19 protein-coding genes are annotated in these 23848 nt (G+C 71.9%); 6 read left to right on the top strand and 13 right to left on the bottom strand.

Going from position 1 to position 23848, the window contains the following annotated elements:
• Positions 1 to 45: 45 nt before the first annotated feature.
• The 7 genes from OG494_RS22340 to OG494_RS22310 form a co-directional block, all read right to left on the bottom strand.
• Positions 46 to 663 (bottom strand): DUF998 domain-containing protein, encoded by a 618-nt coding sequence (locus OG494_RS22340; RefSeq protein WP_328458695.1) that lies wholly within the window; start codon positions 661 to 663, stop codon positions 46 to 48.
• A gap of 199 nt (positions 664 to 862) precedes the next feature.
• The gene (locus OG494_RS22335; protein ID WP_328458996.1) at positions 863 to 2083 is read right to left on the bottom strand and encodes an HNH endonuclease signature motif containing protein; all 1221 of its coding nucleotides are present in this window, start codon (positions 2081 to 2083) and stop codon (positions 863 to 865) included.
• Between the two features lie 1363 nt (positions 2084 to 3446).
• Positions 3447 to 5039 carry an allophanate hydrolase gene (locus OG494_RS22330; RefSeq protein ID WP_328458693.1) on the bottom strand — a complete coding sequence of 531 codons (1593 nt, stop codon included), beginning with the start codon at positions 5037 to 5039 and terminating at the stop codon, positions 3447 to 3449.
• Positions 5036 to 8563 carry an urea carboxylase gene (gene uca, locus OG494_RS22325; protein ID WP_328458691.1) on the bottom strand — a complete coding sequence of 1176 codons (3528 nt, stop codon included), beginning with the start codon at positions 8561 to 8563 and terminating at the stop codon, positions 5036 to 5038. Before uca ends, OG494_RS22330 begins: the two co-directional genes overlap by 4 nt.
• On the bottom strand, positions 8560 to 9195 hold the full coding sequence (locus tag OG494_RS22320) for an urea amidolyase associated protein UAAP2 (RefSeq protein ID WP_328458689.1): 636 nt from the start codon (positions 9193 to 9195) through the stop codon (positions 8560 to 8562). The genes uca and OG494_RS22320 overlap by 4 nt, the downstream gene beginning before the upstream one ends.
• Positions 9192 to 10025 (bottom strand): urea amidolyase associated protein UAAP1, encoded by an 834-nt coding sequence (locus OG494_RS22315; RefSeq protein WP_328458687.1) that lies wholly within the window; start codon positions 10023 to 10025, stop codon positions 9192 to 9194. Before OG494_RS22315 ends, OG494_RS22320 begins: the two co-directional genes overlap by 4 nt.
• A gap of 11 nt (positions 10026 to 10036) precedes the next feature.
• Positions 10037 to 11500, bottom strand: a complete 1464-nt coding sequence (locus OG494_RS22310) for an amino acid permease (protein ID WP_328458685.1) — start codon at positions 11498 to 11500, stop codon at positions 10037 to 10039.
• Positions 11501 to 11698: 198 nt separating this feature from the next.
• Here OG494_RS22310 and OG494_RS22305 point away from each other — a divergent pair, with 198 nt between their 5' ends.
• Positions 11699 to 12358, top strand: a complete 660-nt coding sequence (locus OG494_RS22305) for a TetR/AcrR family transcriptional regulator (RefSeq protein ID WP_328458683.1) — start codon at positions 11699 to 11701, stop codon at positions 12356 to 12358.
• Complete coding sequence (locus tag OG494_RS22300) at positions 12358 to 13401, top strand: tetratricopeptide repeat protein (protein WP_328458681.1); 1044 nt, start codon at positions 12358 to 12360, stop codon at positions 13399 to 13401. The genes OG494_RS22305 and OG494_RS22300 overlap by 1 nt, the downstream gene beginning before the upstream one ends.
• A gap of 7 nt (positions 13402 to 13408) precedes the next feature.
• Here OG494_RS22300 and OG494_RS22295 read toward each other — a convergent pair whose 3' ends face one another.
• The 3 genes from OG494_RS22295 to OG494_RS22285 form a co-directional block, all read right to left on the bottom strand.
• Entirely contained in the window at positions 13409 to 14632 is a 1224-nt protein-coding gene (locus OG494_RS22295; RefSeq protein WP_442874491.1) for an HRDC domain-containing protein, read from the bottom strand.
• A 100-nt stretch (positions 14633 to 14732) separates the two neighbouring features.
• On the bottom strand, positions 14733 to 15449 hold the full coding sequence (locus OG494_RS22290; protein ID WP_033261886.1) for a response regulator: 717 nt from the start codon (positions 15447 to 15449) through the stop codon (positions 14733 to 14735).
• A 788-nt stretch (positions 15450 to 16237) separates the two neighbouring features.
• Positions 16238 to 16801 (bottom strand): DUF3000 domain-containing protein, encoded by a 564-nt coding sequence (locus tag OG494_RS22285; RefSeq protein ID WP_328458675.1) that lies wholly within the window; start codon positions 16799 to 16801, stop codon positions 16238 to 16240.
• A gap of 88 nt (positions 16802 to 16889) precedes the next feature.
• Here OG494_RS22285 and hemE point away from each other — a divergent pair, with 88 nt between their 5' ends.
• From hemE to OG494_RS22265, 4 genes are read left to right on the top strand one after another with little or no spacing between them, the layout of a single operon-like run.
• Positions 16890 to 17960: a uroporphyrinogen decarboxylase gene (gene hemE, locus OG494_RS22280; protein WP_328458673.1), complete on the top strand. Its 1071-nt coding sequence runs from the start codon at positions 16890 to 16892 to the stop codon at positions 17958 to 17960.
• On the top strand, positions 17957 to 19360 hold the full coding sequence (hemG, locus tag OG494_RS22275; RefSeq protein WP_328458671.1) for a protoporphyrinogen oxidase: 1404 nt from the start codon (positions 17957 to 17959) through the stop codon (positions 19358 to 19360). The genes hemE and hemG overlap by 4 nt, the downstream gene beginning before the upstream one ends.
• Positions 19361 to 19417: 57 nt before the next feature.
• Positions 19418 to 20110, top strand: a complete 693-nt coding sequence (gene hemQ / locus OG494_RS22270) for a hydrogen peroxide-dependent heme synthase (RefSeq protein WP_328458669.1) — start codon at positions 19418 to 19420, stop codon at positions 20108 to 20110.
• Positions 20111 to 20118: 8 nt separating this feature from the next.
• Complete coding sequence (locus tag OG494_RS22265; protein ID WP_442874490.1) at positions 20119 to 21450, top strand: CoA transferase; 1332 nt, start codon at positions 20119 to 20121, stop codon at positions 21448 to 21450.
• 310 nt (positions 21451 to 21760) lie between these two features.
• Here OG494_RS22265 and OG494_RS22260 read toward each other — a convergent pair whose 3' ends face one another.
• The 3 genes from OG494_RS22260 to OG494_RS22250 are packed head-to-tail and all read right to left on the bottom strand — an operon-like array spanning position 21761 to position 23794.
• The gene (locus OG494_RS22260) at positions 21761 to 22099 is read right to left on the bottom strand and encodes a hypothetical protein (protein WP_328458665.1); all 339 of its coding nucleotides are present in this window, start codon (positions 22097 to 22099) and stop codon (positions 21761 to 21763) included.
• A complete protein-coding gene (locus tag OG494_RS22255; protein WP_328458995.1) occupies positions 22096 to 22896 on the bottom strand; it encodes a DUF692 domain-containing protein in 801 nt (266 codons plus the stop codon). Before OG494_RS22255 ends, OG494_RS22260 begins: the two co-directional genes overlap by 4 nt.
• Positions 22889 to 23794, bottom strand: a complete 906-nt coding sequence (locus tag OG494_RS22250) for a TIGR04222 domain-containing membrane protein (protein WP_328458663.1) — start codon at positions 23792 to 23794, stop codon at positions 22889 to 22891. The genes OG494_RS22255 and OG494_RS22250 overlap by 8 nt, the downstream gene beginning before the upstream one ends.
• Between the last annotated feature and the right edge of the window lie 54 nt (positions 23795 to 23848).

Raw genomic sequence — 23848 nt, 5'->3', positions numbered from 1 at the left:
ACGGGTAACCAGTGGTGTGGCCCGGTCGAGTGGGCTAAGGCACACTCACGGGTTCATCGTCTGCCCCTTCATCAGCCAGGCGACCCCGAACGCCCACACCGCGACGCTCTCCAGCCACAGCGCCGGGTGCACCGCCGGCACGAGCCCGAGGTAGCTCGTGAGGGCGATGAGCACCAGGCAGGCCAGGATCACGCCGCCGCAGGTGCGGTAGACCACGCTCGTGCCGGGTGCCTGCTCGCCGTCGTGCGGGAACAGGCGCAGGCAGAAGTAGGCCAAGCTCAGGAAGAACACCACCGCGAACGACAGGTGCAGGACGCCGGAGGTCCGGTCCCAGGTCGTCGCGGCCGCGCCGGGCGTGGTGGGGAAGAGCGCCAGCCCGATCGCGCCGAGCCCGGCCACGGTGCTCGCGATGTTGTCGACGTAGTCGTGGCCGTAGTAGGCGAGCAGGAACACCCCGACGGCGCACATCGCGCCGACGAAGACGTCCCGCAGGTCGCTGTAGTAGTAGCCGCTGAGCGAGCCGATGAGGTCGCCGCCCTGGACGAGCTGTTTGCCGAGGATCAGCACGAACGGCAACGCGAGCCCGATCAGGCCGATCGCGCGCCGCAGGAAGAGGTAGGAGTGGACGAGCGTGGTCTGCGGGGATGTGGTCGCCGTCGTCATGGCCGCCTCCGGAGGGTCGCTACGTGATTCATCGGCGTGCCGGCGGCGGGGTTTGAGGGTCGTTACCAGGTGGATGCCGGGATTCGCCGTTGACCGTTATGGGTTGTGGCGTGACGGGGAATGTAGGGCCGTTGGGCTTCGCGATCCTTTCGGGTCCTGCCGGTGCTCCGGCGACGCGCTCGGGTCTTGTCGCGCGTGATCAGGGTGGCGGTGGGTCTTCGGGTGGTCTCCTGGGTTCGTGGAAGGGTTCCGGCTCGCTGGTGTAGATGCGTCCGGCGGGGGTCTTGATGATGGATGTGCCGCCGGGGCCTGCGAGGTACGTCCAGCCGGGTTCGTCTTTGAGTTTGTGATGGTGTCGGCATTTGCCTCGTAGGTCCACTTCGCTGGTTTCGCCGCGGTGCTGCCAGTCGGTGGTGTGGTCGATGTCGCCGAACTGGGCGGGGTTGTTGCAGCCGGGAGTTTGGCAGGTGCGGGCGCGGACGCGGATGTAGTCGTCGAGGTCGGCGGGTGGCTTGTACTTGGTGCGGCCGACGCTGAGGAGCTGGCCGGTGTCGGGGTCGGTGATCAGGCGGGACCACGTCGAGTTGGGTGCCGTGGCGAGGTCGCGGGCGAGCCACGCGGGGATGGGGCCGTGGCCGGGCAGGTAGGCGGCGTCGTTGTTGAGGCCGGTGAGGGTGAGCAGGTCGACGTACACATAGACGTGGGTCTTGATGCTGCTGTCACCGTTGGCGGCGTTGAGGAGCCGGTCGGTGAGGATGTCGGCGCGTAGCTGGTCGAGCGTGCGGGTCTTGTCGAGCCGCCGAAGCCCCTTCGCCGCGGCGGTGAGGGACGCGTAGATCGCGGACGCGGCTTCGCAAGGGAGGTCGGCGGTCAGGGTGCTCATGGTGTGGTCCTGGTGGAGCAGCGACACGGTGCGGGCGCGCCGGCGCTGCCGGGATCTTCGTTCGTAGCCTTCGGGATCGAGGTTGTGGATGACGCGGTTGACGGCCTGGCGCAGGTTGGCGGGCTTCTTGAGCAGCCGCCCGTCGAGGACCAGATCGGCCTCGCGGGCCAGGTCATCGGAGAGGGTCCGGGTGAGTTCGGCGACGGTGTGGGCCTTGTACCCGTCGATGTCTCCGCGATCGAGAGCGGCCAAGGTACGAGGGAGCCGGGTGGTGAGAGCGCGAGCATCGGCGACTTTGGTGGCGACGTAACGCTCGTCGGCATGAACCGCGAGCGCGACCTCGGCGGCAACGGAAACGGTGCTGCCATAGCGGGAAAGCTCGGCGAGCACACGGGTTTGCTGAGCTTGAAGGTGAGAGATGGCGCGTTCCAGCTCGCAGTAACGATCGAGCGCGGCGGAGGCCAGCTGCTGATCGGCGGGATGAAGGATCGCGGTACTCACACAACCGACAGTACCGAACACCTGAGCGAAGATCATCACCGAAAAGAGTGAATCGGAAGTGGATGCGAGAAGTGCAACTTCTGTTGCAGGGTAAGGAAAGTGGTGACGATCGGACGTGAGAAGCCCCCGATGTCAAGAGTACTGGTGACCACCGACAAAACGGGAGCGGAGAGGTCGGTGCGTGGGGAATCGCCGCCTGCCGAGCATCTCAGGACGGCACCACGGGAGGCGGCGATTTCCTACGCGGGCGGCGAAGCCGCATCTTGAAACCTGGGCACGGTAGTCATGGGTAGGGCGAGGGATTCGGCCCTTCCAAGGTCGACCTGTCTTTGCGATCGTCGGTGCGGTCCGCCACGGTGAGCCGCAACGCGAGTTGGGTAGAGGAGCGGGCGGGGTTCAGGGTTGAGCCGGGTGAGAGTTCGACAGAGGCTGGGCGGGAGTTTCGGGCTGAGCTGCGCGGGATTCGGTGCAGTGGCGGACGGGCTGGGCATGATTCGGGCGAGACTTCAACTGAGGAGTTGGGCGCCGGTCAGTAGAGAGTTGGGCGAGAGATTGGTAGAGAGTCGGCGGGAATCTGGTGCAGGCGGGCGAGAGTTCAGCGCGGAGTCGAACGGGAATCCAGTGCGGGACGGGATGTCGGTATGCGGCGGGCGAGAGTTCGATTGTGGAGTTGAGCGGCGGTCCGGTAGGGAGTTGGGTGAGGGCTCGGTAGGGGTCGGACAAGAGCCCAGCGCGGAGTTGAATGGAAGTCCGGCAAGTGCCAGGGCGAGGGCTCAGTAAGGGGGCGGACGAGAGTCAACTTGGAGTCGAACGGAGTGCGGCACGGTGCCGGGCGACGGCTCGGCGGGTGCTGGACGAGGGGTCGGCGTGGAGTCGAGCGGGGTTCTGGCACATGGTTGGGCGAGGGCTCGGTAAGGGCTGGACAAGAGGTCGGCGCGGAGTCGAACGGGGTTCTGGCACAGGGCAGGGCGAGGGCTCCGTCAGGGCTGGACGAGAGGTCGGCGCGGAGTCGAACTGGAGTCCGGCACCGGGCTGGACGAGGGCCCGGTAAGAGTCGGACGAGGGTTCGGGACAGGGGTGAACTGGCAGCCCAGCACGGAGATGGATGAGGCTCGGCAGAAGGCTGAGTGGGACCTCGGTTGAGGACTGGGTGGGAGTCGGGTGCGGAGTCGGATGGCGGCTCGGTTGAGCGTCGGGCGGGGAGTTCGTGGCAGAGTTGAACGACGGCTCGGTTGAGCGCCGGGCGGGAGTCTGGTGCAGAGTCGGACGACGGTTCGGTTGAGGGTCGGGCGGGGAGTTCGCCGCAGAGTCGGACGAGAGATCGGCATGGAGCCGATCAAGTCTGGCACGCAGTCGAAAAGAGCCCGGCACGCAGCCCACCTCGAATCCGGCGATGGGCTCAGCTCTGCAGGTAGCCGAGCCAGCCGCCGGTGTGTGAGATGTCTTTTGCGCTCTCCGTTGCCGATGGTTCGCACAAGAAGCCGGGCACCTCGCGGCCGTCCGCCAGCTCGACCTTGCCGATGGTCAACGGGGATGGGATTCGCGAGACGAACTCGCCGAAGCCCCGCAAGGGAAGGGTCCACACCTCCGCGGCCACCGAAACGCCCTCGGACGCGACCCGCACTAGACCGGGCTTGGGTGGAACGGTGTCCAACGCGTACAACCGGTAAGCAGGAGAGGTGGAGACCTCGGAGACGAAACGGCCGCCACGGGAGGTCAGTTCGTGGTTCAAAGGCTGACCTCGAAGATGAGCGCCGACGACGACCAGGGGCACTCGGGGGCCCGGTAGGGACGCCAGTGCGGCCAGCTTCAGGTCGTTGTGGGCAGCGCCGACCAGCATGACGCCGAACGGGCGTCCGGACACCGTCCCGGCTGGGACCGCCAACGCCGACAGCCCGAACAGGTTGGTGGAGTTGGTGAATCGGCCGAGGCGCGCGTTGACCGCGACCGGGTCCGCGGCGACTTCGGCGATAGTGGGGTGCTCGGTGGTCGTCGGGAGGAGGATCGCGTCGACGCCGGCTACCACGGCCAGGGCCTCGGATCGCAGGCCGGCCAAGGTTTCCTGGTCGGCGAACAGGTGGTGCGCGCGGATGTCGCGGGCTCCGGTGATGATGCCGTGGACCACCGGGTCGCAGTCGTCCGGGTGCGCGTCCAGGAATTCGCCTACCGCCGCGTAGCGTTCGGCCACGAACGCGCCGCCGTAGAGGAGTCCGGCTGCTGAAAGAAACGCCGAGATGTCCACAGTGGTCACCTCGGCGCCTGCCGCCGCGTAGTCCTCGACTGCCGCGGCGAACGCCTCCGCCCAGCCGGGCGCGAGCGGGCCTAGGTCCGCGGGGACGCCGATGCGGAAGCGTCCGGTGTGGACTTCGGCGGGTTCCGCCAGGCAGGTCAGTGCGAACGCCGCCTCCTCGACCGTCCGGGCGAAGATCGAGACGCAGTCGATGCTGCGGCACGCCGGCACGACACCTTCCGTGGACAGCAGGCCCGGCGTCGGCTTGAGCCCGACGATTCCGTTGAACGCCGCCGGCACCCGTCCCGAACCGGCCGTGTCGGTGCCCAAGGCCAGGTCGACGATCCCCAGGGCGACCGCGACCGCGGAGCCGGAACTGGATCCGCCCGAGACGTACGCCGGGTCGACGGCGTTGCGGACCGCGCCGTACGGGCTGCGCGTGCCGACCAGCCCCGTGGCGAACTGGTCCAGGTTCGTCGTGCCGAGCACCAGTGCCCCGGCCGCTCGTAGCCGGGCGACGACGGGGGCGTCCGCGTCCGGCTGGTACGCGTACGCCGGGCAGCCCGCCGTCGTCGGCAGGCCGGCGACGTCGATGTTGCCCTTTACCGCCACCAACTTCCCGTAGAGCGGCAGTCCGCGTTCCTCCAGACCGGCCGCCTCGGCCAGGACGTCGGCTTCCGGTCGCAGGTCGATCCAGATCTCCGGCCGGTCGACCTGCTCGATGCGCCGGTATGCCGCGCGCACGCGTTCCAGCACGCTCATCCGAGCACCACCAGCGGCGTGCCGGGCGCCACCTGGTCACCGGGGGACACGAGCACCTCGACCACCTTCCCACCGGACGGCGCCGGGATCCGCGCCTCCGTCTTCATCGCCTCCAGGGCCACCAGCGACTGGGCGTCCTCGACGCGCTGGCCCACTGTGACGTCCACCCGCCACACGGTCGCCGCGAACGGTGCCTCGACGACGTGGCCGCCCGGAGGGGCCTCGACGCGCGCTGGTGGGCGTGTCACCGGTTCCGGTTTCGGGTCGAACTCGCCCGCCGCCGCCCACGCCTGCCGCTCGGCCTCGAACGCCGCCGCCTGCGTCGCCCGGAAATCGGCGATGCCGGAAGCGTTGTCGGAAAGGAACTTCTGGTAGTCCGCCAGGACGAACGAGCCGTCGGTGACGTCGAGCTCCAGCTGGCCGGCCGACGAGCGCGCCCGCAGGTCCAGCAGCTCGTCGGCGGACACGGGGTACCAGGAGATCCGGTCGAAGAACCGCAGCAGCCACGGCTGTTCCGCACCACGCCAGCTGTTCCACACCGGCACGGTCCGCCCGACGAACTGGTACCCGCCCGGTCCCTCCATCCCGTAGATGCAGAGGTACGCGCCGCCGATGCCGACCGAGTTCTCCGCCGTCCACGTCCGCGCCGGGTTGTACTTGGTCGTGACCAGGCGGTGGCGCGGGTCGAGCGGCGTCGCGACCGGCGCGCCCAGGTAGACGTCGCCGAGCCCGAGCACCAGGTACTCCGCGTCGAACACCGTGCGGTAGACGTCGTCCACACTGGACAGTCCGTTGACGCGCCGGATGAACTCGATGTTCCACGGGCACCACGGCGCGTCGTCGCGCACGCCCGTCATGTACCGCTCGATCGCCTCGCGCGTCGCCGGGTCGTCCCACGACAGCGGGAGCCGGACGCTGCGGCTCGGTACCACGAGATCCGCCGTCGGCGGCAGGTCGCGTTCCAGCTCCCGCACCAGCCCGAGCGCCTTGCCGACCGGCAGCGCGTCCGGGTCGACGTGCACCTGCAGCGACCGGATGCCCGGCGTCAGGTCGACGATCCCCGGGACGCCCTCGGCCGCGAGCCGTTCGGCGAGCGCGTGGACCCGCATCCGCAGCGCCAGGTCGAGGTGCATCTCGCCGTACTCGATCAGCAGGTTGTCGTCGCCGCTGCGCCGGTAGGTCACGGACGGCTCGTCGTCCGAAGAGGACAGTCGCGTGAGGACGCCGCCGTCGTCCCGGGCCGCGCGGCTGGGCGTCACCGCCGACGCGGGCCGTGTGCGCAGGACCGCCGCGTGGTCGGCGTCGACCGGGATGAACCGCACGGTGTCGCCGGGACGCAGCTGCCCGAGCTTCCAGCGTTCGCCGGTGGCGACCGTCGCCGGGCAGACGAACCCGCCGAGGCTGGGGCCGTCCGGGCCGAGCAGGATCGGCAGGTCACCGGTGTAGTCGACGGCCCCGATCGCGTACGGCGTGTCGTGGATGTTCGACGGGTGCAGGCCCGCCTCGCCGCCGTCCGCGCGCGCCCACTTCGGCCGCGGTCCGACGAGCCGGACGCCGGTGCGCGCCGAGTTGAAGTGGACCTGCCAATCGGTGGCGTAGAACGTGTCGACGTCTTCGGGGGTGAAGAACTCCGGGGCCGCGTGCGGTCCTTCGAGCGCGCCGATCGTCCAGTGCGACGCGAACTCCGGGCGGTCGGTCACCGGGCCGACGACCGGGTCCGCGGGTACCGGCCCGGGTGCCAGGACGTCGCCCGCGGCCAGCGCGCGGCCGCCGTGCCCGCCGAAGCGGCCCAGGGTGAACGTCGCCGCGCTGCCGAGGAACTCCGGCACGTCGATGCCGCCGCGTATCAGCACGTAGCTGCGCAGCCCCGCCGTGCACGCCCGGACGTCGAGGGTCGCGCCCGCGGGCACCTCGACGGGTGTCCACAGGGGAACTTCGGCACCGTCGACGAAGACCGAAGCCGGCGCGCCGGTGACGCACACGTCGGTGGTGTGGGAGAAGCGCAGAGTGACGCCGTCCACCGTGCACTCCAGGCCGGGCGCGCCTTCGGGGTTGCCCAGCGCGAGGTTGCCCAGCCGCAGCGAACGGTCGTCCATCGGCCCGCTCGGCGGCACCCCGACGTGCCAGTATCCGGTGCGGCCCGGCCAGTCCTGGACGGTCGTCATGGTCCCACCGCGCACGACGTCGATCCTCGGCTCAGTGTCCTCGACGAAGTCCAAAGTGGACGTGTCATGGGCCGCGGCACCGAACGCCGGGTCGGCGGCCGCGGCCCGCAGCTGCCCGAGGTTGGTCCGGACGCCGTCGACGCGCGTCGCGGAAAGGGCCGTCCGCAGGTTCGCCAGGGCGTCCGCGCGGTCGGTGCCGGTGCAGATCACCTTGGCCAGCAACGGGTCGTAGTGCGTGGTGACGGTTGTGCCCGGTTCGACCCAGGTGTCCACCCGGGCGCCGGCGGGCCGCGTGAACCGCGTGACGAGGCCCGCGCTCGGGCGGTGGCCGGCGCTCGGGTCCTCGGCGTACACCCGCGCCTCGACGGCGTGCCCGCGCGCGATCGGCACGGCCCGGAACATCGCGCGGTCGCCCTGGGCGAGCCGCAGCATCCAGGCGACCAGGTCGACGCCGTACACCGCCTCGGTGACCGGGTGCTCGACCTGCAAGCGCGTGTTGACCTCGAGGAACGCCGCCTCGCCGCGCTCGGGGTCGTAGACGTACTCGACCGTGCCCGCCGAGCGGTACCGCACCGACGAGCACAGCGCGATCGCCGAGTCGACGAGGTGCCGGCGGACGGCGTCGGGCAGGTCCGGCGCCGGGCATTCCTCGACGACCTTCTGGTTGCGGCGCTGCAGGGAGCAGTCACGCGTGCCGAGCGCGAGGACCTCGCCGAAGCCGTCGCCGAACACCTGGACCTCGACGTGCCGCGCGTGGCGCACCAGCCGTTCCAGGAACACCCCGGAACTGGCGAAACTCTTGGCCGCGATGCCGCGCACGCCGTCCCAGGCGGACCGCAGCTCCTCGGGCGTGGCGCACGCGCGCATCCCGATCCCGCCGCCGCCCCCGGTGGCCTTGAGCATCACCGGGTACCCGATTTCCGCCGCGCGGGCCACCGCTTCGTCCACATCGGACAGCAGCCCGGTGCCGGGCAGCAGCGGGACACCCGCCGCGATCGCCGCCGCACGCGCGGTGTGCTTGCTGCCGAACACCTCCAGGTGCTCGGGGGACGGGCCGGCGAACGCGAGCTCGGCGTCTTCGCAGGCCCGCGCGAACGCCGCGTCCTCGGACAGGAAGCCGTAGCCCGGGTGGACGGTGTCACAGCTGGTTTCGATCGCGGCCGCGATGATCGCGTCGGCCCGCAGGTAGCTCTCCGCCGCGGGTGCCGGGCCGAGCCGGACGGCCCGGTCGGCGAGCCGGACGTGCGGGGCCAGGCGGTCGGCGTCGGAGTACACCGCCACGGTCTCGAGGCCCAGTTCCTTGGCGCTGCGCAGGATCCGGACGGCGATCTCGCCGCGGTTGGCGACGAGCAGTCTCACGCTTCGCCTCCGGGAGCCGTCACGACCAGCCGGACCGGTGTCGGGTCGAACCCGTTGCACGGGTTGTTGATCTGCGGGCAGTTCGACACCAGGACCAGGACGTCGGTCTCGGCGCGCAGCCGGACCTCCAGGCCCGGCGCGGAGATCCCGTCGACGATGCCGAGGGTGCCGTCCGCCTCGACCGGCACGTTCATGTACCAGTTGACGTTGCTGACGAGGTCGCGCTTGCCGAGACCCCACTTCGCGCCCTCGTAGAGGAAGTTTTCGACGCACGCGTGCTGGAATCGCGTGTGCTGGCCGTAACGCAGGCTGTTGGACTCCTTGCTGCACGCGCCGCCGAGCGTGTCGTGCCGCCCGCAGGTGTCGGCGACGACGGTCAGCAGCGGCGCGCCTTCCTGGGTGCGCAGCACACTGCCCGTGGTCAGGAAGATGTTGCGCTGCGCGGCGATCGTCGCCGCCGCGCTGTAGCGTTTCGCTGTGTCGTTCGCGTCGTAGCAGAGGAAGTCGACGGCCTGGTTGCCACCGAGGTCGATGATCGACAGCTCCTGGCCCGGGCGCAGCACGAGGGAGAACGGCGCCCGCGCGGGGACGTCGAAGGTGAGCTCCAGCTGGGACTCGTACGCGGTGCTCACGCGATCCCCCTCGCGGTCAGGTAGTCGGCGGTGTTCTCGAAGGCGCGCCGCGCCTCGGGTGTGTGCGTCCATTCGGGTCTGTCCGGAGTGGACGGATGGTTCCGCCAGGCGAGAACTTCGAGCCTGGTCGCCGTGTAGCCCGGCCGCGGGTCGACCGGGTGCGGCACGTTCGCGAGCAGCACGATCGACGGGATCTCGATCCGCAGGTCCACGGACTTCCCGGCGCCCGCGGAGCCGGTGAACTCCAGCTCTCCCGCGGCACCCACGCGCACGCCCTGGAAGAACGACAGGCTCGGCGGCAGGTCGCGCGGGCCGAGCCCGTTCTTCGCCGCGGCCAAGGTGAACAGCGGGATCCCGGCGGGGGAGAGGCCCTGCGGGGCGCCGTCGCCGTAGTGCTCGGTGTTGCCGTCCACAGTGGACGTCCCGCACAGCGCGTCGTGGCGGCCGCTGGAGTCTTCGACGATCGTCGCGAGCACCCGGGCCTGGTCCGACAGTAGCGCCACGGACCCGCCGAGGTAGGCGTTCCACTGCACCTTCACCGTGTCGGCGACGTTCAGCCGCTCCCAGGGCTGATCGGCGTTGAACAGCAGCAGGTGCGCGCACGCGTCACCCTCGACGTCGGTGAGCCGCAGCCGGGTGCCGCGGGCCAGCACCTTGTGCGTGTATCCGCCACCGGCGATCGTCTCGGCCCAGGTCAGCGCCTCGGGCGCGACCCCCGGTGGCGGGGAGGACCACGTGCTCGCCGGGATCGACGGCATCGTGTCGACGACAGTGCCCGCTTGGGCGCGGGCGTGGTCACGCGCGCCGTAGGTGGTCGCGGTCGTGCTCATCGGACGTCCTCTCAGGTGGCCGGTTCGAGGGCGGGGGCGGGGCGTAGCCGCAGCCAGCAGAGCGCGCCGATCACCAGCGCGCCGCCGACGAACTCTAGCGGGAACAAGAGCATCCAGGATGCGCCCGAACCGGCGACGTCGTAGATCTCCGCACGTGGCCAGGCGATGTTCACGACCATCGTCGTGCCGTAGGCGACGGCCGCCCCGTTCACCAGGACACCCCAGCGGCCGAGGGAGAACCGGCCGGGCTCGGCGGGGAAGCGCCCGCGCAGCCGGTGGACCAGCAGCGGCCCGGTGACCAGCAGGTACGCCAGGTAGACGACCACGACCGACGTCCCGGTGATCGTGCTGAACAGCGCCGGGTTGCCGACGTTGAGCAGCAGCAGCCCGATCGCGAGCGCGCCGGACAGCAGCGCGGGCGCGACCGGCGCCCCGGTCCGGGCGCTCACCCCGGCCAGCCGCGCCGAGCCGGGGAGCGCGCCGTCGCGGGCCATCGCGTAGATCAGCCGGACCGTACCGGTCTGGATGGTCAGGGTGCAGACGACGACGGCGATCGCGACGTCGGCCAGGAAGATCCGGCCGAGGGTGTCGCCGAAGACGGCGGTGATCACGTACGGCAGGCCGTGGCCGGCGAGCTGCCCGTCGGTGAGGCTCGGCGCGGCCATCAGCGCGGTGAGCACCACGGCCAGCCCGCCGACGCCGGAGACGAGCACGGCGCGCAGGACCGCCCGCGGAGCCGCTCTTCGCGCGTCCTTCGTCTCCTCGGCGACGGACGCCGCGGTGTCGAAGCCGTAGAGGACGTACGCCGCCATGAGCGCCGACGCGAGCACGCCGCTGATCCCGGGCGCGCTGCCGGCGGCGTCGTGCAGCACGACCTGCGGGCCGCGGACGGCGAACAGGCCGAGCCCGGTCACCAGCACCACGACGCCGAGCAGTTCGGCCGCCACGCCGACGTCGTTGATCCGGGCCATCAGCCGTACGCCGCCGACGTTGACGGCGGTGGTGAACAGGAGCAGCAGGGTGCCGAGCAGGACGGCGTTGGCCGCGCCGGTCGGCGACGTCACCGCGGGATCGCCGCCGACGACCTGGAAGCCGTCCCAGACCGAGGGCAGTACCACCTGCAGCGCGATCGCGGCGGCCGCGAGGGCGACGACGCAGCCGAGCAGCATCATCCGGCCGGCGAGCCAGCCGAGGAAGCCGCGCGTCAGCTGTTTCGCCCACTGGTACACGGATCCGGCCAGTGGGAAGCGGGCGGCGAGTTCGGCGAACACCAGCGCGACGAGCAGCTGGCCGGCGAGCACGACCGGCCACGTCCAAAAGAACCGCGGGCCGCCGAAGGTGAAGCCGAAACCGAAGAGCTGGAAGACGGTCGTCAGGATCGAGACGAACGAGAAGCCCGCCGCGAAGGCGGAGAAGCCGCCGAGGGAGCGCCGGAGCTCCTGGCGGTAGCCGAAGCCGGCCAGATCGTCGGTCATGGACGCTCCCAGGGTCGTGGTTCGAACCGCCGCGGTTTCGATCGCATGACAGAAATTAAGGCGGCGGCACGACGTGATGATCTCCGCGGTGTTGCCGCTCGGTTAACCGATCCGGCGACCACCCGTCAACGGCGACACCCGGAGGTAACGCCACCTCGGTGCGCGGGAGCGGGAGGGGGACCTGGCAGGATCGGCACCGTGGTCAAAGGGGCGGGGGTCGGCAGACCCAGGGCGAACGGTGCCGCGGCGAGCCGCCCGGACGCGCGGCAGGCCGTGCTCGACGCGGCGGGGGAACTGTTCACCGGAGCCGGCTACGCGGCGACGACGACCCGCGCGATCGCCGAACGCGCCGGGCTGCGCCAAGCGTCGCTCTACTACCACTTCCCGGCGAAGGAAGACATTCTCGCCGCGCTGCTGGCCGGCACCGTCCGGCCGTCGCTGGTCCTGGCCGCGCGGCTGGTCGCGGGGGACGCGCCGGTGGCCGTCCGGTTGTGGGCCCTGGCCTACGCGGACATCGGCCTGCTCGGCGGCGCCCGGCACAACCTGGGCGCGCTGTACCTGCTGCCCGAGGTCGGTTCGGCCAACCTGGCCCGGTTCCGCGCCGAGCGCGCGGAACTGAAGGCGGCCTACGGCGACCTGCTCGCGGCGGCGGGGGTGGTCCCGGCGGCCGTCCGCACGGACCTCGTTTTCGGCCTGGTGGAGAGCATCGCGGTGATCCGCCGCGACGACCCGGAACTGGACGTCGAGGCCCACACCCGCGAAGGCGCCGACGGCGTCGTCCGGCTGGCCGGGCTGCCGGAGCCGACCGAAGAACTGCGGGCGCGGGGTCACGCCCTCCTGGCGACATCGACCGACTAGTGGACGTCCAGCGGCTTCGCGGTGAAATCACGTGGCTGACCGCGAAACTGGACCGCAAGCGCAAGCGTGACAGCATCGAGGCGCTGGAGTTGCGGCAGGACATCGGGGAACGGCTGCTCGACCTCCGCGATCCGGCCACCGAGGTGTGGCTGCGCGAACTGGTCGCGGACCAGGGCCGGGTGTTCGGCGCGCGGCACCGGAGCACGCTGGCGTCCTGGTACGGCATCGCCTTGCGCTGCGCGGAGTCCGGTCGGGTCGATGAAGCGCTGGCGTTGTTCTCCTGGCTGGAGGGGACGTACGTCTACGTCCTGGGCCAGGAACACGAAGTGGTCCGCGAGTGCCGCCTCGCGGTGGCGGCCACGCTGCACCGCGCGGGCCGGTACGCGGCGGCGATCGACGCCTGCCGGGCCCTGCTCGACCGGCACCCGGAATCCCGGGTGTGGATCGCCGGTGCGCAGGCGGATCTGGGCCGGTTCGACGAGGCCGAACAGACACTGCGCGAAACCGGGCCCGCGCTGCACGAGCAGGTGCAGGCCGTCCGCCGCGAGATCCAGGCCGAGCTGGGCGCGCCGGGTCCGTGGATCGAGGCCCTGCGCGAGCAGCCCGAAGATCCCGGCGACCCGGTGAAGGTGCGTACCGAACTGGCCTACGCCTTGTTCCTGAACGGCGAGTTCGCCGAAGCCGCGTTGCTGGCGGAATCCGTGCTGCGGACGCGCCTGGTCTTCCCCGGCCCCGAGGACTGGTCCACGTGGGAGTCCCGGCTGCTGCTGAGCCGGGTGCTGGCCGAGACGGATCGCCTCGCCGACGCCGACCACTACGCGCGGGCGGTCCTGGCGGCGGCGCCGTTCCCGCCAGGCCATCCGGCGTTGCTGCGGGCCCAAAGCGTCGTGGCCCGGGTGCACTTCCGCCGCGGCGAGTGGGCCGACGCCGTGACCGCGTACGAGTACGCGGTCGAAGGCTTCGAGCTGGTGCTGGGCCCCGGCCACCTGGAGACGCTGAAGATGGCCGACGCCCTCGCCACGGCCCGCGAAGCGATGGGCTGAACCGGCGTCAGGTCGCCGCGGCGGCGTGCAGGGCCTTGCTCAGCGCCGACGCCGTCAGCTCGACCTGCCAGGGGCGTGCTCCGCCCGCGCGCAGGACGTCGGCCACCGTGTCCTCGTCCAGCTGGGCCGGGGGACGCCAGCACGTGCGGCGGACCAGGTCCGGCAGCAGCAGGTTCTCCACCGGCAGCCGGCGGTCCTCCGCGATCGCCGACAGGGCCGCGCGGGCCGCCGCCAGCCTTGCCGCCGCGTCCGGGTCCTTGTCCGCCCAGCGGTTCACCGGGGGCGGGCCGTCCGTGGGCTGCGACGGCGAAGGCAGTTCGCTCGCCGGCAGCGCCTTGGCCGCCTGCAGGTGCCGCAGCCAGCTCGCGGTGTACTTGCGCTGCACGCGGCCACTGAACACCGGCAGCGCCTGCAGCTCTTCGACGGTCTTCGGGTCGGCCGTGACGGCGTTGATGATCGCGCTGTCCGGGAGGATCCGGCTCGGCGCGCGGTCGCGCTTGCGGGCCAGCTCGTCGCGCGCCTGCCACAGCTCGCGCACCACGGCGAGACCCCGCGGGTTGCGGATCTTGTGCACCCCGGACGTCCGGCGCCACGGCTCGGCCCGCGGGGCGGGCGGCGGCGCGGTGCGGACGGCTTCGAACTCCTGCTGCGCCCACTCCAGCTTGCCCTGGGCGCCCAGCTCCGCTTCCAGCTTTTCGCGCAGCTGGATGAGCAGCTCGACGTCGAGGGCGGCGTAGTTCAGCCAGTCGACCGGCAGGGGCCGCTTCGACCAGTCGGCCGCGCTGTGCCCCTTTTCGAGGGTGTAGCCGAGCAGCAGCTCGACGAGCGTCCCGAGCGCGACGCGCTCGTAGCCCGCCAGCCGGCCGGCCAGTTCGGTGTCGAACAGCGCCGCCGGGTGCAGGTCCAGCTCGGCGAGACAGGGGAGGTCCTGGGAGGCGGCGTGCAGCACCCACTCCAGGGAGTTGAGGACGTTCTTCAGCGGCGTGAGGTCGTCGAGCTCGGTCGGGTCGATCAGGACCGTGCCGGAACCCTCGCGTCGCAGCTGGACGAGGTAGGCCTTGGGCCAGTACCGATAGCCGGACGCGCGTTCGGTGTCGACGGCGACCGCGCCGGTGCCCGCGGCGAGCCGCTCACAGGCTTCGAGCAGTGCGGCCCGGTCGGTGACCACCGGGGGCGTGCCCTCGGCGGGTTCGCGTAGCAGCACGGGTCCGCCTGCGGACTCGATCTCCATCCCGGCGTCCTCGGCTTCTGCGCTTTCCATGGTTGACGACCCTACGGGACGGGCGTACCGCGCCTGGTGCGCCCGCCCCGTGGGGAGGTTCGTCTATCCGTCAGCGGATGACGCCGGCTCGCATGGCCAGCGCAACCATCTGAGCCCGGTCGCCCGTGCCGAGCTTGCGCCCGATCCGAGACAGGTGGGACTTGACGGTGAGAGCGGAGAGGGAAAGTTCCTCGCCGATCTCCTTGTTGGACTGCCCGTCGGCGACCAGCTGGAGCACCTCCACCTCACGAGCGGAAAGCTCGCGCGGGGTGTTGTCGGTGCCGGCGACGCGGGTCCCGGTGGCGAGCACCGGAGCCACGCTCGGGTCGGCGTAAACGCCGCCTTCGAGTACACGCCGCACGCCATCGGTCACTACGACCGGCGACGCGGACTTCAGCAGGTACGCCTGGGCCCCGGCCTGGAAGGCCGAGCGGACCGCGTACGGGTCGTCCGAGGATGCGAGGACCACCACGCGCGGCCACCCGTGGCTACGGAGTTCCGTAACCAGTTCGATGCCGCTGCCGTCCGGCAGTCCGAGATCGAGGATCGCCAGGTCACAAGGCCCAGTGGCCTGTGCTCGCGCCCTCGCTTCGGCCACCGTGGCGGCTTCGTGAACGGTACCCGCACCCATCTGTGCGAGTCTTGCTGCGATTGCCTCCCTCAACAGCGGGTGGTCATCGACCACCAACACGGAAAAAAGCTCTTCCCGCGGGTGCGGAACCATGCTCGCCGGCAATGCACCGGCTGGCGTGGATCGGACGGCCTGAGAAATGCCGACGGTAGCCACGTCACTACCTCCCTGGAGTCGGTCGTGCCCCCCGACCGGCACCGGGACCTTCGGCCGTTCAGCCGCGCCAGCTTTAGACCGAAAGTGGTGTCGTCGAAGGCACTGTAGCCGCCCTGAGGCCGCTGCGGGGGGATCGAATGGGTATCTATCTCAAACGAACAGTCACTCAGGGGGTTCGTGGTAACACGATCGGGCTAGTACACGGCCGGTTGCTAACGGATAGCCCAGCGAACACGATGCAAAGAAGTTACCGGCGCCCAAATGGCCGTGCAGATGGGCCGTGCACCTTCCGGTGCGTCCGCCGACCGGGGGCTCCGCAGGGGGCCGAGTGCCCCGGAAACCGGTCTCGGCCGGGGCATGATCAACTTCGTGAAACGGCTTCAGGAGTGCTTCGGAAGCCGGCCGTGGTCACTGTGTGTATCGCGCGCGGCGTGCTCCCGGCGCCGGACGGCGACTGCGAGCCCCAGTTGATCTTGTAGCGCTGCGTGACGGCGTCGGCTCACTAACGGGGGCACCCGCGCGAGACGTGAAATGGCCTCGGGAACAGCCCGGGCGGTCCGCCGGGGTCCGGTGTTGTCCGGACCATTCACGGCGCGCGACGGCCCGCTCGGCGGTCGTCCGTGGGCCGTCCATGGGCCGTCCGTGGGACGGCCCCGGGTTGGACACGGTTCGGCGGATGCGAATTTTGCTCACATTCGGACAAGGCGCGGGCCGCGGGACCCCGGTACGAGGCCGGCCGTCGCCGCCCTGCCGGTGACTATCGCCCGGACGGCCGTGTCCGGCGGGGCTCAGGAGTTCTGCCGCTGCCCGAAGAGCGTCACGCCGACCGGCGGCAGGCCGACCACGCTCGCCATCACCTGGCAGAACGCCTGCCCGTGCGGCAGCAGCGCGCCGTCGGTGGGCGTCCAGGACGCCCGGACCTCGAGGTCGTCGGTGCGGGCCGACCCGGAGATGGCGCCGAAGCGGGCCGACGACGTCTCGGTGACCGTGCCGCCCAGCGCCTTCCAGCTCGCGCCGGAGACTTCGAGCGCGTCGGTCAGCCACGACCAGCCGACCTCCGGCAGGAACGGGTCGATCGCCAGCTCGCGGTCCAGCTCCGCGCGCACGTACATGACGAGGCGCAGGACCCCGTCCCAGCCTTCCTGCCCGTCCGGGTCGTGCAGCAGGACCAGCCGGCCCGAAGCCAGCACGTCGGCGGGACCGGCGACCTCACAGCTCACCGCGTAGGAGAAAGGTGCGAGCCGCTGCGGCGCCCGCATCGGCTCCAGCTGCACCTCTCGGCGGGGCCGGACGGACTGCAGCGCCGCGACGGCTTCGCGGAAGAGCTCGGGCACTGGAGTCGTCGCGGTCACGCATCGACTTTAGGGCGGGCACGCCCTGTTGCGGGCGGAGGCGCGCCGAGAGAAGAGCCCCACCGGGCTCGTGGCACGATTGAAGACGATGTCTCCCACCACGCCTCTGCCGCAGCGGACCCCCGCGTCCGCCCGCCGCGAGCTGCCCGAAGCCCCGTTCCTGGCCGCCGCGCGCGGCGAACGCCCGGCGCACCCGCCCGTCTGGTTCATGCGCCAGGCCGGGCGATCGCTGCCCGAGTACCGCGCCCTGCGCGAGGGCGTGGCGATGCTCGACTCCTGCTTCGACCCCGAGATGCTCGCCGAGATCACGCTGCAGCCGGTCCGGCGGCACGGCGTCGACGCGGCCGTCCTGTACAGCGACATCGTGGTGCCGCTCAAGGCCGCCGGGGTCGACCTCGACATCGTCCCGGGCACCGGCCCGGTGGTCGGGACGCCGGTGCGCGACCTCGCCGCCGTGAAGGCCCTGCCGGAACTGACGCCGGACCAGGTCGAGCGGGTCGCCGACGGCATCCGGCTGCTGGTCGGCCGGCTCGGCGAGACGCCGCTGATCGGCTTCGCCGGCGCGCCGTTCACCCTCGCCAGCTACCTCATCGAGGGCGGCCCGAGCCGCAACCACGAGCACACCAAGGCGCTCATGCACTCCGAGCCGGCGGTGTGGCACGAGCTGGCCGGGCGGCTGGCCGACATCGCGCTGACCTTCCTGCGCGCGCAGCTCGACGCCGGCGTCGACGCGATCCAGCTGTTCGACTCCTGGGCGGGCGCCCTGTCCGAGCGGGACTACCGCGAGTTCGTGCTGCCGCACTCGGCGAAGGTCCTCGACGGCGTCGCCGGCTACGGCGTCCCCCGGATCCACTTCGGCGTCGGCACCGGCGAGCTGCTGCCCGCGATGCGCGACGCGGGCGCGGACGTCGTCGGCGTCGACTGGCGGATCCCGCTCGACGAGGCGGTCCGCCGGCTCGGCGGGCACGCGGTGGTGCAGGGCAACCTGGACCCGGCGCTGCTGTACGCGTCCTGGCCGGTGCTCGAGGCCGAAGTGCGCCGCATCGTCGAAGAAGGGCGAGCCGCCGACGGCCACATCTTCAACCTGGGCCACGGCGTGCTCCCGGGCGTCGACCCGGACGTCCTGACCCGCGTGGTCGGGCTGGTGCACGAGCTGTGAAGCGGGTCGCCGTCGTCGGGGCCGGCGTCTCCGGGCTGACCGCGGCGTACCGCCTGCGGCGGCTGCTCGGCGCCGATGTCGAGATCGTCGTGTTCGAGAAGACCCGGACCCCGGGCGGCAAGCTGCGCACGGCGGAGCTCGCCGGGGTGCCCTACGACGTCGGCGCCGAGGCGTTCCTCGCCCGCCGGCCCGAGATGCTCGGGCTGGTCCGCGAGCTGGGCCTCGACGTCGTCCACCCGACCGGCGCCCGCGCGAAGATCCACGCCGGCGGGGCCGTGACCGGGCTCCCGCCGGGCACCGTGATGGGCGTCCCGGCGTCGGCGGAGTCGGTGGCCGGCGTGCTGTCGGACGCGGGGCGCCGCGCGGTCGAAGCCGAGACGTCGCTGCCGGAGCTGCGGCTCCCGGGCGGGGACGTGCCGCTGGGGCCGCTGCTGCGCGAACGGTTCGGCGACGAGCTGGTGGACCGCCTGGTCGACCCGCTGCTCGGCGGCGTCTACGCGGGCGGGGCCGACGGTCTCGGCCTGCGCGCGACCATGCCGGGCCTGGCCGCGGCGGTGGCCGCCGGGGCGGGTTCGCTGACCGCGGCGGCCGCGTCCCAGCTGCCGGCGTCACCCAGCTCGGCGCCGGTGTTCGGGACGGTCCCCGGCGGTCTGGGCACGGTGATCGACCGGCTGACCGAGTTGTCCGGCGCCGACCTGCGCGCCGGGCTCCCGGTCTGCGACATCGAACGCCACGGCGCCGGCCGCTGGCGGCTGCGGATCGGCGCGGCGCCGACCGCGCACGCGCCCGCGGAGAACACGGTCGACGCCGACGCGGTGGTGCTCGCGGTGCCCGCGCCGTCGGCCCGCCGCCTGCTCGCGGACCTGGTGCCCGCGGCGTCGGCGGCGTTCGGCGAGGTCGAGCTGGCGTCGATGGCGGTGGTCGCGCTGGCGCTGCCGCCCGGCACGGAGCTGCCCCCGGCGTCGGGGATCCTGATCGGCCAGGGCGAGCGTGACGCGGCGGGCGTGCCGTACGCGGCGAAGGCCTTCACCTTCTCTTCGCGCAAGTGGGCACACTTCGGCGCGGGCCCGGTCCTGGTCCGCGGCTCGGTCGGCCGCTTCGGCGACTTGGGCGCGCTGAAGGCGGACGACGTCGAGCTGGTCCGCGTGGTCCGCGACGACCTCGCGCGGCTGACGGGTATCACGGCCGAGCCGGTCGAAACACTGGTGACGCGCTGGGGCGGCGGCCTGCCGCAGTACGGCACCGGGCACCTGGAGCGGGTCGAGCGCATCGAGAAGGCGATCGCCGAGGTGCCGGGGCTGGCCGTCGCGGGCGCGACGCTGCACGGCGTCGGCTTGCCGGCCTGCGTGGCGACCGCCGAAGCGGCTGCACACCGGGTGGCGGCGCACCTTTCCGCGTGAGTGCTCTCACCCCGACCCGTGAGGGCGGTCGGTGAGCCTCGGTGACAGGATGGACGTATGGCGCGGGTCAACTTCAACGAGCTCAACGACACCATCCGGTACACCACCTGGTCGGTCTTCCGGATCGAGCCCGGCAGGCTGGGTGAGGACCGCGGGACCGCCGGTCGCGAGACCACGGAGTACCTCGACGGGCTCGAGGCCAAGGGCGTCGTCGTCCGCGGGGTGTACGACCTCTCCGCCCTGCGGGCCGACGCCGACTACATGATCTGGTGGCACGCCGAGGAGATCGAGCAGGTCCAGGCCGCCTACGCCGGGTTCCGCCGGACGCCGCTCGGGCGCGCGTCGACGCCGGTCTGGAGCCAGACCGCGCTGCACCGGCCCGCCGAGTTCAACAAGAGCCACATCCCGGCGTTCCTGGCCGGGGAAGAGGCCCGCAAGTTCATCTGCGTCTACCCGTTCGTCCGCTCCTACGAGTGGTACCTGCTGCCGGAGAACGAGCGCCGCAAGATGCTCGCCGACCACGGCAAGGAAGCCCGCGACTACCCGGACGTGCGCGCCAACACCGTCGCGTCGTTCGCGCTGGGCGACTACGAGTGGATCCTCGCCTTCGAGGCCGACGAGCTGCACCGGATCGTCGACCTCATGCGCCACCTGCGCGGCACCGAGGCGCGGCTGCACGTGCGCGAAGAGATCCCGTTCTACACCGGCACCCGCGTGCCGCCCGCCGAGCTCGTCGCGGCGCTGCCCTAGTGACCGAGATCCTGGACGGCGTCTGGCACACCCTCACCGGGGAGACGCCGGGACCGGTCGAGCTGACCGGCGCCGAAGACGTGCTGCCCGGCCCGTACCGGGTGGCGGCGGCCGCGACGGCGTCCGTCGCCGCCGCGACCCTGGCCGCCGGCGAACTGCTGAAGCTGCGCGAGATCGACCCCGGCGTCGTCACGGCGGACACCCGCCACGCGGCGGCGGCGTTCGCAAGCGAAGCGTTCTCGCGCGTCGAAGGCGCCGAGCCGGAGTCCGTGTGGGCGCCGCTGTCGGGCAACTACCGCACGACCGACGGCTGGGTGCGCCTGCACTGCAACTACCCGCGCCACGAAGCCGCGGTGTGCTGGGGACTCGGCGTCCCCGGCAGCCGGGACGTCGTGACGAAGACGGTCGCCGGCCGCATCGCGCGCGAGGTCGAACACGCCGTCGTCAGCGCCGGGGGAGCGGCCGCGGAGCTGCGCTCGCCCGAAGACTGGGCCGCGCACCCGCAGGGCGAAGCGGTGGCTTCGCTGCCGCTGGTGGACCTGGCGCCGATCGGCGAAGCGCCGAAGCGGACGTTGTTCTACTCGGACCGTCCGCTGGGCGGCGTCCGGGTGCTGGAGCTGACGCACGTGCTGGCCGGCCCGGTGGCCGGGCGGGTGCTCGCCGCGCACGGCGCGGACGTCCTGCACGTCGGGGCCGCGCACCTGCCGCGCGTCGAGACGCTCGTGCGGGACACCGGGCAGGGCAAGAAATCCGCGTTCGTCGCCCTGGACACCGAGGGCGGCCGCGCGCGGCTCAAGAAGCTGATCAGCCGGGCCGATGTGCTCGTGCAGTCGTTCCGCCCGGGCGCCCTCGAGCGCATCGGGTTCGGCGCGGCGGAGCTGGCCGAGCTGCGGCCGGGCTTGGTGATCGCCGACCTGAGCGCGTACGGCTGGGAAGGCCCGTGGGCCCGCCGGCGCGGCTTCGACAGCCTGGTCCAGATGTCGAACGGCATCGCGTGGGGTGCGGAAGAGCCGTCGCCGCTCCCGGTCCAGGCGCTGGATCACGGAACGGGCTGGCTGGCCGCGGCGGCGATCATGACGGCGGTGCGCCGCCAGGTCACCGACGGTGGCACCTGGCGCGTCCGGTTGTCGCTGGCGGGCACCGGCCGCTGGCTGGATTCCCTGGGACGCAAGGACCCTGCCGCGGCGGACACCGACTTCACCGACCTGCTGGAGGAAACGGACAGCGGTTACGGCCGGCTGACCCGGGTCCGCATGGCGGGCGGCCTGCCGGGCGCGGAACCCCACTGGGACTTCGGAACCCGCCTGCCGGGTGTCGACAAACCGACCTGGACCCCTTGACCTGACGGCAGAGCCCGCCCTCCCCGGGGGATGCCCCCGCAACCAGTTTACCGGCGTGGTCCGACAAAAAGCCTGGTCCGGGCCGGGTTGTCCACATCACGGCCGAGCTGTGGACAACCGGGTTCGGACCCCAGCGCCCCAAAGTGGCGTTGGGTGCGGTGGACGCACCGAACGCCACATTGGGTGCGTCAGACGCACCGAACGCCATTGGGTGCGTCAGACGCACCGAACGCCACATTGGGTGCGTGGGACGCACCGAACGCCATTGGGTGCGTGGGATGCACCCAACGCCGCATCGAGACGCTCGGGCTCAGCGGCGCCGGAGGCGGGAAACCAAGCCCCGCTTGGGTTTCGGCAGGTGGCCCGCCTCGATCAGCCACGTGACGAACTCGTCCGCGTAAGCGTGCGAATGCTCCGTGGCCTTCTTCGGACGGCCCGCCGCGAACTCCGCGAACAACGGCCCGTACCGCTCACCCAGCGCCTCCGCCAGCTCCGGGCGCTGGTACGCCAGCACCTTGCCGTGCTTGCGGCGCAACACGTTCGCCTCCACCTTCAACCGTGAAGGGTCGAAACCCGGCGGGGGCTCGCCGCCGGCCAAGAGGGCGTGCAGCAGTTCGGCCTGCCGCCGCGCCAGCTCCTCGCGGCTCACACCGTCACCGCCGCCCGCAGCGCGGCCAGCTCCGCCGCCAGCTCGGCGTCGCTCGGGTAGTCGTCGTCGCGTTCCAGCAGGACGCCCGGCGGGTCCGTCCGGCGGCGGAGTTCCGACAACAGTGCCAGGACCTCCGGCAGCACCGGGTGCGCGTGCGTGTCGTGGTAGACGCCGTCGCGCTCGATACCGCCCGCCATGTGCACGTACGCCAAGCGCTCCCACGGGATGCCGTCGAGGAACGCCGCCGGGTCGGTACCGATGTTGCGGGCGTTGGCGTACAGGTTGGCGACGTCGATGATCAGCCGGCAGTCCGTCCGCTCGGTCAGCTCGGTGAGGAACTGCTGTTCGGTCAGCTCACCGCCGGGCCACTCCAGCACCGCCGCGATGTTCTCCAGCGCGAACGGGACGTCCACAATGGACTGCGCGAGCCGGACGTTCGCGACCAGCACGTCCAATGCCTCGCGGGTGCGGGGCAGCGGCATCAGGTGCCCGGAGTCGAGGCCGCCCGCGCGCACGAAGCAGACGTGGTCGCTGACCAGCGGCGCGTCCAGCGCCCGCGCGACCTCCGCGAGGTGCTGGACGCGCCCGGTGTCGAGCGGCTCGGCCCCGCCGAGCGAGAGCGAGACGGCGTGCGGCAGCACCGGCAGACCACGTTTCCGCAGCGCGACGAGCGTCTCCGGGAGGTTGTCGTGGTGCAGGTTCTCGGCCACGACCTCGACCCAGTCCACACCCGGGAGCCGGGCGATGGACAGGTCGAGCTCGTGCCGCCAGCCGATCCCGATGCCGAGCTCACCCACCACAGCCCCCGCCGCCACAGCCACCGCCGCCACCGCACGAAGAACCGCTGCTGCACGACGACGAACTCGAACACGACGACCCACCCGACGACCCGCCGCCGCCGAACGAGCCCGGGGGCGGCATCAGGGCCGCGCTCAGTTCCTCGTCCGGGTACATCGCCAGGCCGCCGAGGGCGACCGCGGCGACCGCGCCGCCGAGCAGCACACCACCCGCGAGGGCCCCGGCCGGCACCGGCCCGGACGCCGCCGCGCGCGCCTGGCCCAGCAGGCGGTTCCCCGCGGCCGACGGCTGCCGCATCCCGGCCTTGGTGCGCCGGACCGCGGCCACGATCGTCAGCACGGCCGCGATCAGCACCAGGAACACCAGGACACCGACCGGCCGGCCCAGTGAGATGCCGTTGACCAGCCGGATCACGCCGAGCGCGAGCACGGCCAGCTGCAGGACCAGACCGAACGTGCGGGCCTGGCGCCGTGCCGCGGCGGACGTCAGCAGCCCTCGCTGGTCGAGGCCGTCCTCCAGGGCCTTCATCGCCGCGGAGCCGCGGACCTTCGCCCGGATCGTCGCGGTCGTCTTCAGCTGCGCGACGTCGGCGACCGCCCGCTCCAGCGGCTCGACCGGCCGGGCGCCGGCCTGGCTGATCTGCCGGTAGCTGTTGACGCGCAGCTGACCGCGTTCGACCAGCGCCGCGATCGCCGCGTCGGTCGCGCGGTCCGGGCCGCCGGCCAGGAACGCGAGCTGGTAGACGCTCGGTGTCGGGCCGGGCCGGGCGTTGTCGGCGCGCATCGCCCGGCTGGCCATGACGCCGGACACGACGAGCCGGATCAGCAGGACCGCGCCGAGCAGCGCGATGTACAGGACCACGAAATCGGGTCCGGAGATGCCCCACGGGTCGTCCATCGCCCGTCTCCCCTCAGTTGATGCCGGTTACCGTAGCTGTGAGACGCAGCAGGT

Source organism: Amycolatopsis sp. NBC_00438 (assembly GCF_036026695.1).
In the GTDB taxonomy this organism is placed as follows: Bacteria; Actinomycetota; Actinomycetes; order Mycobacteriales; family Pseudonocardiaceae; genus Amycolatopsis.
Note: the sequence above shows the minus strand (reverse complement) of the source record. Positions and strands in the feature narration are given on the sequence as shown.

Bases quoted from the DNA above. Each gene is read 5' to 3' on its own strand.
- OG494_RS22330 (WP_328458693.1), bottom strand. From the start codon at position 5,039: ATGAGCGTGCTGGAACGCGTGCGCGCGGCATACCGGCGCATCGAGCAG.
- OG494_RS22340 (WP_328458695.1), bottom strand. From the start codon at position 663: ATGACGACGGCGACCACATCCCCGCAGACCACGCTCGTCCACTCCTAC.
- hemQ (WP_328458669.1), top strand. From the start codon at position 19,418: ATGGCGCGGGTCAACTTCAACGAGCTCAACGACACCATCCGGTACACC.
- OG494_RS22310 (WP_328458685.1), bottom strand. From the start codon at position 11,500: ATGACCGACGATCTGGCCGGCTTCGGCTACCGCCAGGAGCTCCGGCGC.
- OG494_RS22315 (WP_328458687.1), bottom strand. From the start codon at position 10,025: ATGAGCACGACCGCGACCACCTACGGCGCGCGTGACCACGCCCGCGCC.
- OG494_RS22250 (WP_328458663.1), bottom strand. From the start codon at position 23,794: ATGGACGACCCGTGGGGCATCTCCGGACCCGATTTCGTGGTCCTGTAC.
- OG494_RS22335 (WP_328458996.1), bottom strand. From the start codon at position 2,083: ATGATCTTCGCTCAGGTGTTCGGTACTGTCGGTTGTGTGAGTACCGCG.
- hemE (WP_328458673.1), top strand. From the start codon at position 16,890: ATGTCTCCCACCACGCCTCTGCCGCAGCGGACCCCCGCGTCCGCCCGC.
- OG494_RS22295 (WP_442874491.1), bottom strand. From the start codon at position 14,632: ATGGAGATCGAGTCCGCAGGCGGACCCGTGCTGCTACGCGAACCCGCC.